The sequence below is a fragment of the Actinoplanes sp. NPDC048791 genome (genome assembly GCF_040650095.1).
Classification (GTDB): domain Bacteria; phylum Actinomycetota; class Actinomycetes; order Mycobacteriales; family Micromonosporaceae; genus Actinoplanes.
Window position 1 is genome coordinate 1 of the sequence record NZ_JBEZGQ010000254.1, and the last position, 9,560, is coordinate 9,560.

Here is a 9,560-nt window from a genome sequence, read left to right on the forward strand (position 1 = left end):
CTGGTACGGCTGGAGTCCACCCCCGCCCTCGCTGCATCCTGCACCGCGAGCAGCATGTCGTCGTCGATGGTGCCCAGCCCCTCCTCCAGCTGCCCGAAACTCTCCAGGAACTCCGGCAGCTGGGCGGCCGCCGCGGCGTGGTCCCGCTCGGCCAGCGCGACCAGGTTCTTGGCCGCCTCCCCGTACGCCACCACGGCCGGGCGGACCTGCGCGTACTCGGCGGCCAGCCGGTCGGGCGCCAGCTTCGAGGCCGCGTCGTACTTGGTCACCAGCGTCGTCGCGTGCTCGCTCACCTCCGCCACGGCATAGGCCTCACGCTGGGCCGGCGTGGTCGCGTAGAGCGCCGACATCACGTCGGCGCGCAGGCCGTCGTGCATCATGTCCGCGTTCCACTGGCTGCTCATGCCGTCACTGATCGCCGCGATCTCGTCGGTGGCGTCGGCCTGGTTCGCCGATCCCCACTCCGCGGTGATGCCGACCAGGGCCACCGAGGCGACGCCTATGCCCGCCATCAGGATCAGCCGGGCGACGATGGTGAACCGGGATTGGGTGTGCGAATCGGACTCCACACCAATCGCATCGGCCGACGCGACGGACGCCTTAGGGTGGGGACATGACGGACGGCGATGCCCACCGCTGGGTGCGCGAGCCCGCCAAGGACAGCGGCTACGGGCGTACCCAGTACGAACGCGACCGGGCGCGCGTCCTGCACTCGGCCGGCTTCCGCCGGCTCGCGGCCAAGACCCAGGTGCACACCGCCGGCTCCGACGACTTCCTGCGTACCCGGCTCACCCACTCGCTCGAGGTCGCCCAGATCTCCCGCGAGATGGGCGCCCGGCTCGGCTGCGACCCGGACGTGGTGGACGTGGCCGGGCTGGCCCACGACATCGGCCACCCGCCCTTCGGGCACAACGGCGAGGCCGCGCTCAACGAGGCCGCCGAGGCCTGCGGCGGCTTCGAGGGCAACGCGCAGACCCTGCGCGTGCTCACCCGGCTGGAGGCCAAAGTCGACGGCGCCGGCCTCAACCTGACCCGCGCCTCCCTCGACGCCAGCTGCAAGTACCCCTGGCCGCGCCGGCCCGGCCGGCGCAAGTTCGGGGTGTACGACGACGACCGCCCGGTCTTCGACTGGATCCGCAGCTCCGCCCCGGCCGGCGAACGGCAGTGCCTGGAGGCCCAGGTCATGGACTGGGCGGACGACGTGGCCTACTCCGTGCACGACGTCGAGGACGGCGTGCACGGCCGCTACCTGTCGCTCGCGCCGCTGCTGCACGACGCCGGCGAACGCGCCGAGCTGTGCGCCGACGTGGCCGCCACCTATTCGGACGAGACCCCCGAAGCTCTGGGTGAGGCCCTGCGGCTGCTGCTCGCCGACGAGGTGGTGACCGCCGTCGCCGGCTACGACGGTGGCTACCGCTCCCAGGTCGCCCTCAAACGGATGACCAGCGTGCTGACCGGCCGTTTCGTCTCCTCGGCAGTCGGCGCGACGAACAGCCGGCACGGCTCCCGGCCGGTCCGCCGCTACGACGTCGACCTCATCGTGCCGCGCACGGTCCGTAACCAGTGCGCCCTGCTGAAGGGCATGGCATTGCGCTACGTGATGCGCGCCCGCGCGGCCGAGGACTGGTACGAACGCCAGCGCGAGATCCTCGTCGAGCTGGTCACCGTGCTCGGCGAGCGGGCGCCGGACCAGCTGGACCCGATGTTCGCCGAGCTGTGGAAGGCCGCGGAGACGGACGCGGCCCGGCTGCGCGTGGTCGTCGACCAGGTCGCGTCGCTGACCGACCCGGCGGCCGTCGCCTGGCACCGGACCCTGATGGCAGCGGGCCGGTGACGCGAGGCAGTATGTAGCCGTGGCGGGCAGGGTCAAGGACGAGGACATCGCGTTGGTCCGCGACCGGACCTCGATAGCGGACATCATCAACGAGACAGTGACGCTGCGCTCGGCGGGCGGCGGCAACCTCAAGGGGCTGTGCCCCTTCCACGACGAGAAGACCCCGTCGTTCACCGTGTCACCCGCCCGAAATGTCTACTTCTGTCATGGCTGCGGCGCGGGCGGCGACGCCATCAAGTTCCTGATGGACGCCGAGCACCTGACCTTCCTCGAGTCCGTCGAGCGGCTGGCCGGCCGGGCCGGCATCCAGCTGCGCTACGACGAGTCCGGTTTCAAGAACGAGGGCCCGCGCCAGCAGCCCGGCCAGAAGCAGCGCCTGATCGCCGCGCACGCGGCCGCCGCCGAGTTCTACGCCGAGCAGCTCAGCACCCCCGGCGCCCGCAAGGCCCGCGAGTTCCTGGCCCAGCGCGGCTTCGGCCGCGACGCCGCCGAGAAGTACGGCTGCGGCTTCGCCCCCGACGGCTGGGACCTGCTCGCCAAGCACCTGCGGCAGAAGGGGTTCACCGCCGAGGAGCTGACCGTCGGCGGGCTGGCCAAACCGGCCCGTTCCGGCTCGCTCATCGACCGGTTCCGCCGCCGCCTGCTGTGGCCGATCCGGGACCTGACCGGCGACGTGATCGGCTTCGGCGCCCGCAAGCTGTTCGACGACGACGACGGCCCGAAATACCTGAACACCCCGGAGTCGCCGCTCTACAAGAAGTCGCACGTGCTCTACGGCATCGACCACGCCAAGCGGGAGATGGCCAAGCAGGGCCGCGCGGTCATCGTCGAGGGCTACACCGACGTGATGGCCTGCCACGAGGCCGGTGAGCCGACGGCCGTGGCGACCTGCGGCACCGCCTTCGGCATCGACCACATCGGCGTACTGCGGCGGCTGCTGATGGACAGCGACAGCTTCACCGGGGAGATCATCTACACGTTCGACGGGGACGCGGCCGGGCAGAAGGCGGCGCTGCGGGCGTTCGAGGAGGACCAGCGTTTCGTCGGGCGCACCTTCATCGCGGTCAGCCCGGACAACATGGACCCCTGCGAGCTGCGGCTGGCCCGCGGTGACCTGGCGGTCCGCGACATGATCGCGAGCCGGGAGCCGCTGGTCGACTTCGCGCTGCGGCAGACCCTGTCCCGCTTCGACCTCGACACGGTCGAGGGCCGGGTCGAGGCGATGCGCCGGGCCGCGCCGCTGGTGGCCAAGATCAAGGACCGGGAGAAGCGCCCGGAGTACGCCCGCAAGCTCGCCGGTGACCTGGGGATGGATCTGGAGCCGGTGCAGCGGGCCGTGGCCGCCGCCTCGTCGCCCGAGCAGTCCGGTGCGCCCACCCCGCGCAAGCCGGCCGACAGCCCGCAGCGCCTGGTGGAACGTGAGGCCCTGAAGCTGGCCCTGCAGTACCCGGTGCTCTCCGGCCCGATGTTCGACGCGCTGGGCCCGGAGTGTTACGGCGACCCGGTCTTCCAGGGCATCCGCAAGGCGATCGCGGCGGCCGGCGGCACCGCGTCGGCCACCGGCGGCGCCGGCTGGATCGAGGCGGTCCGCGACCTGTGCGACGACCTGGGCGGCAAGGCCCTGGTCGGCGAGCTGGCGGTGGTCCCGCTGCACGTCGACGGCGAGGCCGACCTGCGGTACGTGCAGGTGACGCTGGCCCGGTTGCAGGTCGGCGCGGTCACCACCCGGATCAAGGAACTGAAGTCCAAGGTGCAGCGGATCAACCCGGTCGCGCACAAGGACGAGTATCTGGCTCTCGCCGGAGAGCTCTTCTCGCTCGAACAGCACGCTCGCGCCTTGCGCGACCAGGCGGCAGGTGGATTGTGAGTCTCTTTCGTCGGCGTCCCAAGCTCCCCGCCGCGCGGCGGCCGGCCCTCGAGGCGGAGGAACGCGTCCTGGCGTGGGCCTTCGTCGGGGACCCGGGCGGTGAGCAGGTGCTGGTCGCGACCAACCGCGGCCTGTGGCTGCCCGGTGGCGAGCGGCTCGGCTGGCACGAGATCCACAAGGTGGCGTGGTCGGGCCGCGAGCTCGTGATCACGCCGGCCGAGGTGGCCCAGGAGCGCGACGGCTACACGGTCCAGGTCGACGCGCCGGTGCGGGGTTTCCTGCTGCTGGAGCCCGGTGAGCTGCCCGATCAGGTGCGCACCCGGGTGACCCGCTCGGTGGCGTACACGTCGCACCACCCGCTGCCGCCCAACGGCGGGGTCCGGGTGGTCGGCCGCCGGGTGAGCGGGGTGGACGGGCTGAGCTGGGCGGTCCGCTACGACGCCCGGACGGCCGTGGACGCCGAGCCGATCATCGAGGTCACCGACCAGCTCGTCGGTTCCGCGCGGGACGCGACCACCCCGTCGCTCTGATTTTTGTCGGACCCTTTCACTAGGGTCGGCCGGGTGACGCTCATTCACGCCCGGGGGCTGGTCAAGAGGTTCGAGGGGTTCACCGCGGTCGACGGCATCGACGTCGACGTGCGCCGGGGGGAGGCGTTCGGCTTCCTCGGTCCCAACGGTGCGGGCAAGAGCTCCACCATGCGCATGATCGGCTGTGTCTCCCCGCCGACCGACGGCGTGCTGCGCATCCTCGACATGGACCCGCGGCGGGACGGCCCGGCGATCCGCGCTCGCCTCGGCGTCTGCCCGCAGCTCGACAACCTCGACCTCGAGCTGACCGTCCGGGAAAACCTGACCACGTACGCCCGCTTCTTCGGCATCCCGCGCAAGGTCGCCCGGGCCCGGGCCGACGAGCTGCTCGACTTCGTCCAGCTCACCGAGCGGGCCGACAGCAAGGTCGAGCCGCTGTCCGGCGGCATGAAACGCCGGCTGACGATCGCCCGGGCGCTGGTCAACGAGCCCGAGATCGTGCTGCTCGACGAGCCCACCACCGGCCTCGACCCGCAGGCCCGCCACCTGGTGTGGGAGCGGCTGTTCCGGCTCAAGCAGCAGGGTGTGACGCTGGTGCTCACCACTCACTACATGGACGAGGCCGAGCAGCTCTGCGACCGCCTGGTGGTGATGGACGGCGGCAAGATCGTGGCCGAGGGTTCCCCGCGCGACCTGATCGAGCAGTATTCGACCCGCGAGGTCGTCGAGCTGCGCTTCAACGCCGAGTCCCAGGAGGTCTTCGCGGACAAGCTGGCCGGGGTGGGCCGGCGGCTGGAGGTCCTGCCCGACCGCATCCTGCTCTACGTGACCGACGGCGACGACGCGGTGGCCGAGGTGCAGCGCCGGGCGCTGAGCCCGGCCAGCGTGCTGGTGCGCCGCAGCAGCCTGGAGGACGTGTTCCTGCACCTCACCGGCCGGACGCTGGTGGACTGAGATGACCCGCTACGTCCTGGAGTATCACCTCGTCAGCTACCGCCGCGTCTGGCGGTCCAGCGTGCTGTCCTCCTTCGTGCTGCCGCTGCTCACCATGCTGGGCTTCGGGGTCGGCGTCGGTGCGTACGTCACCGGCGGCGTCGAGGGAGTGCCCTACCTGGACTGGATGGTGCCCGGCCTGATCGCCTCCACCGCCATGCAGGTGGCGATCGGCGACTCGACCTGGCCGGTGCTGGGCGGCTTCGAGTGGCAGCGGATCTACTTCGGTCAGGCGGCCGCCCCGCTGCGCGTCGCCGACATCCTCGACGGGCATCTCGCGTTCGTCGTCTTCCGCACGTTGATCAGCTGCGCGGCGTTCCTGGCCATCGCCACGGCATTCGGCACGATGCATTCGTGGTGGGCGCTGCTGACGCTGCCGATCGCCGCGCTGGTCGGCCTGGCCGTGGCCACCCCCGCGTTCGCGTATGCGGCGACGGTCCGCATCGACAGTTACCTGGCGGTGCTGTTCCGGCTCGGCGTGATCCCGATGTCGCTGTTCTCCGGCGTGTTCTTCCCGGTCGAGTCGCTGCCGGGGTTGCTGCGCTGGATCGCGTACGCGCTGCCGCTGTGGCACGGCGTCGACCTGAGCCGGGCTGCCACGCTGGGCGTCGCGCCGGCCTGGTCGCCGGTCGGGCACGTGCTCTATCTGGCCCTGTGGGCGGGCGCCGGCTGGCTGCTGGCCTACCGGGCGTTCCGCCGCCGGCTCGTGGTGTGAGGGGCTGACATGCTGACTCTGGTACTGCCGCGGCTGATCTCGTTCGAGGGCGCCGGCCGGCGTTCGGCGTCCGTCGTCGAGCGCAACGTGACGACGCTGCAACCGTCGTACTGGCTGGTGATGGCCTCGGGCTTCATCGAGCCGATCCTCTACCTGTTCTCGATCGGCGTCGGCGTGGGCGCGCTGGTCGGCGACCTGACGCTGCCCGACGGCCGGGTGATCGGCTATGCGGCGTTCGTCGCCCCGGCCATGCTGGCGTCGTCGGCGATGAGCGGGGCGCTGTCGGAGACGACCTTCAACTTCTTCGGCAAGATGAAATTCATGAAGCTGTACGACGGGATGCTGGCCACCCCGTTACGGCCGATCGAGATCGCGCTGGGCGAGCTGGCCTGGGCGATGATCCGCGGCAACATCTACGCCGCGGCGTTCCTGGTGGTCATGGTGGCGATGGGCCTGACCACGCCGGGCCTGGCCGTGGCCGCGTTCGGGGCGGCCGTGCTGGTCGGCTTCGCCTTCGGCGGCACCGGGATGGCGCTGTCCACGTTCATGCGCAGCTGGCAGGACTTCGACCTGGTGGCGTCGGTCCAGTTCGCGCTGTTCCTGTTCTCCGGCACGTTCGTCCCGGCGCAGGCCTACCCGGCGGTGCTGCGCTGGGTGGTCGAGGTGACCCCGCTGTACCGCTCGGTCGACCTGATCCGCGCGATCACCACCGGCGAGGTCGGCTGGCTCCAGGCGCTGGACGTGCTGTATCTGCTGGCGCTGTTTGCGCTCGGCCTGGCGGTGGCGGGCCGCCGGATGGGCAAGCTGCTCTGCCGATAGCTGAAAGGTGGCTGAGATCAGGTGATTAGACGGGCATAACACCGGGCACCACCCCAGCTGAGGTCGTCTTTCGTGCGCGGTGTGTCTCCGGGGCACGAGGGCGGAAGCCGGCCGAACGGACATCGCCGCAGCGCCCGGAGGGACCCGTCATGAAGCTTCACAAAGACAACGACTCGAAGAGCGAGGCCGACGACAGAGCCCGCCACGATGTCGCGAGCACCAGGACGGCGGAGGACAGGGACAACGACCTGTCGGCTCCGAGCCCCGACGAAGGCCCCGACAACCCGGCGAAGCTGAAGGGCAAGGGCATCTTCGCGGCGCTCAAGCGCACCTTCAAGCAGTTCTCCGAGGACAACGTCACCGACTGGGCCGCCGCGCTGACCTACTACGGCGTCCTGTCCATCTTCCCGGGCGTGCTCGTGCTGGTGTCGATCCTCGGCATGCTCAGCGACAACGGCCAGCAGACCGTGCAGGACACCGTCAGCGAGATCGCCCCGACCCAGATCAAGGACCTCCTCGACCAGGTCCTCAACCAGGTCTCCGACCCGGGCACGGCCGGCTTCGCCGCGATCCTCGGTCTGGCCACGGCGTTCTGGTCGGCGTCCGGCTACATCGGTGCGTTCATGCGCGCCTCGAACGCGATCTACGACGTCCCCGAGGGCCGCCCGATCTGGAAGACCCTCCCGATCCGCCTCGGCGTCACCGCGGTGGTCGGCCTGATGCTGATCCTCTCGGCCGTCATCGTCGTCTTCACCGGCGACCTGGCCCAGGCGGTCGGCGACACCATCGGCCTGGGTTCGGCCGCCGTGACCACCTGGAACATCGCCAAGTGGCCGGTCCTGATCATCCTGGTCAGCCTGATGTTCGCGATCCTCTACTGGGCCTCCCCGAACGCCAAGACCGGCGGCTTCCGCTGGGTCAGCCCCGGCGGCATCTTCGCCGTGGTGATCTGGCTGATCGCCTCCGGAGCCTTCGCCCTGTACCTGGCAAACTTCGCCAACTACAACAAGACGTACGGCACCCTGGGCGGCGTGATCGCCTTCCTGGTCTGGCTGTGGATCTCGAACATCGCCATCATGCTGGGCGCCGAACTGGACGCCGAACTCGAACGAGGCCGGGCAATCGCCGCAGGCCACCCGGCCGACGACGAACCCTTCCTCCAGCTGCGCGACGACCGCAAGCTCAAGAAGGGCAGCGAAAAAGGCCTGAGCACCAACTGACCGCCCGCTCCACCGAACCGACGGCCGCGCCCCTCACCGGGGGCGCGGCCGTCGGCCTGTCCGGGCGCTGTCTTCTACTGGGGGTGCTGACCGTCCTTCACGCCGAGACCGGGCCGGGCGGCTCGTAACCGGGGCACCCGGACCTGCCGGGTCCCTTGCTCACCCTCCTGCCCGGCGGTTCGCCGCATCGGCGACGATCGCACCTGCCGTGGGCGGCTGTGGCCTCGAGATCTTGGTGGGGATTGGCCCCTATGGCGGTTTCAAAGTTTGGTTACAACACCCACGTTCGCGCAGGTAGGAGTGGGTTTATGGCGGCCAGGTTGTCGATGGTGGAGCGGGAACGGATCGGCTTGGGGCGGGCGGCGGGTGAGTCGATGCGGCAGATTGCCCGGTGTTTAGGGCGGGCACCATCGACGGTGTCGCGGGAGGTCGCTCGGTTCGAGAAGTACGGTCAGCGGTATCTGCCGTCGATGGCTGACTGGGCGTGCTGGCTGCGGCATCGCCGGCCGGGGCGGGTGGCGCGGCTGGCTGCTGATCCGGTGGTGCGGGATCTGGTCCTGGCGGGTCTGCGGCAGCGGTGGTCGCCGCAGCAGATCGCCGCCCGGCTGCGCGTCGAGTATCCCGAGCATCCGGAGTGGCACGTGTCGCACGAGACGATTTACCAGGCCATCTATCTGCAGACCCGTGGGAACCTGCGTGCTGAGCTGAGCCGTCAGGTCGCGTTGCGTTCCGGTCGGGCGGCGCGCCGGCCCCGTGCTCAGGCCGCGGGAGCAATCCGCTCGTCGCGGCCCTGGCTGGGCTTGAACATCAGTGCCCGCCCCGCCGAGGCGCTGGACCGTGCCGTGCCCGGACATTGGGAAGGCGACCTGCTCGAAGGCACCCGCCGTGGTGGCCTGAACTCAGCGATCGCGACGCTTGTGGAACGCTCCACACGATTCGTCATCCTGGTCGGGCTGCCTGAAGGCAAGCTGTCCGAACACGTCGCGGCGCAGCTGGCCGCGGCGATGGCCTGGCTGCCGGGGCGGTTACGGGCGTCGCTGACCTGGGACCAGGGCTCGGAGATGGCGTCCTGGCGCCAGTTCCACATCGCCACTGACTGCCCGGTCTACTTCTGCGATCCCCACCACCCCTGGCAACGCGGATCGAACGAGAACACCAACGGTCTGCTGCGGCAGTACTTCCCGAAAGGGCAGTTCGACTTCACCACGATCGACCAGGCCGGCCTGGACCAGGTTGCCGACGAACTCAACCGGCGACCCCGGATGACCTTGGGCTGGGCCAACCCGGCTGAGAAAATGGCAGAACTACTCGGTGTTGCAACCACCGGTTGAGCTCGCATATAACGGCCAGATTTACCAAGATCTACGTCTCCAAGATGGTGGGGGAGGGGCACGTGAGGGGGCTGGCGCGCGGACCCTGCCTTCGCACTGGCTTGTCGGACTCGCACGTGCTCGCCCCGGTTCCGCGCGTGCCACGCGCGCCGGTCGCGCACGCGTCTCGCGCCTGCTTGCCATGCGCCCCCACGCGATCCCGTTCGCGGCCTGCGCGCGCCACGCCCCGTGCGCCAGTCCCAGCGCCTGGC

General features: G+C 70.3%; 8 protein-coding genes and 1 pseudogene. 8 read left to right on the forward strand and 1 reads right to left on the reverse strand.

Annotated features, from left to right (window positions below; genetic code table 11):
• A pseudogene (locus tag AB0C29_RS19715) lies at positions 1-569 on the reverse strand (methyl-accepting chemotaxis protein); the annotation flags it as partial.
• A 44-nt stretch (positions 570-613) separates the two neighbouring features.
• Between AB0C29_RS19715 and AB0C29_RS19720 the strand changes: the two are divergent.
• The 8 genes from AB0C29_RS19720 (at position 614) to AB0C29_RS19755 (ending at position 9,309) form a co-directional block, all read left to right on the forward strand.
• Positions 614-1,834, forward strand: a complete 1,221-nt coding sequence (locus AB0C29_RS19720) for a deoxyguanosinetriphosphate triphosphohydrolase (protein ID WP_360822045.1) — start codon at positions 614-616, stop codon at positions 1,832-1,834.
• Between the two features lie 19 nt (positions 1,835-1,853).
• Positions 1,854-3,701 carry a DNA primase gene (dnaG, locus tag AB0C29_RS19725; protein WP_360822047.1) on the forward strand — a complete coding sequence of 616 codons (1,848 nt, stop codon included), beginning with the start codon at positions 1,854-1,856 and terminating at the stop codon, positions 3,699-3,701.
• Positions 3,698-4,231 carry a hypothetical protein gene (locus AB0C29_RS19730; RefSeq protein WP_360822048.1) on the forward strand — a complete coding sequence of 178 codons (534 nt, stop codon included), beginning with the start codon at positions 3,698-3,700 and terminating at the stop codon, positions 4,229-4,231. The genes dnaG and AB0C29_RS19730 overlap by 4 nt, the downstream gene beginning before the upstream one ends.
• 33 nt (positions 4,232-4,264) lie before the next feature.
• Positions 4,265-5,185, forward strand: a complete 921-nt coding sequence (locus AB0C29_RS19735) for an ABC transporter ATP-binding protein (protein ID WP_360822050.1) — start codon at positions 4,265-4,267, stop codon at positions 5,183-5,185.
• 1 nt (position 5,186) lies between these two features.
• Positions 5,187-5,939, forward strand: a complete 753-nt coding sequence (locus AB0C29_RS19740) for an ABC transporter permease (protein WP_360822052.1) — start codon at positions 5,187-5,189, stop codon at positions 5,937-5,939.
• A gap of 9 nt (positions 5,940-5,948) precedes the next feature.
• Entirely contained in the window at positions 5,949-6,758 is an 810-nt protein-coding gene (locus tag AB0C29_RS19745; protein WP_360822054.1) for an ABC transporter permease, read from the forward strand.
• A 149-nt stretch (positions 6,759-6,907) separates the two neighbouring features.
• On the forward strand, positions 6,908-7,978 hold the full coding sequence (locus AB0C29_RS19750; RefSeq protein ID WP_360822056.1) for a YihY/virulence factor BrkB family protein: 1,071 nt from the start codon (positions 6,908-6,910) through the stop codon (positions 7,976-7,978).
• Between the two features lie 308 nt (positions 7,979-8,286).
• On the forward strand, positions 8,287-9,309 hold the full coding sequence (locus tag AB0C29_RS19755; RefSeq protein WP_360822058.1) for an IS30 family transposase: 1,023 nt from the start codon (positions 8,287-8,289) through the stop codon (positions 9,307-9,309).
• The last annotated feature ends 251 nt before the right edge of the window (positions 9,310-9,560 follow it).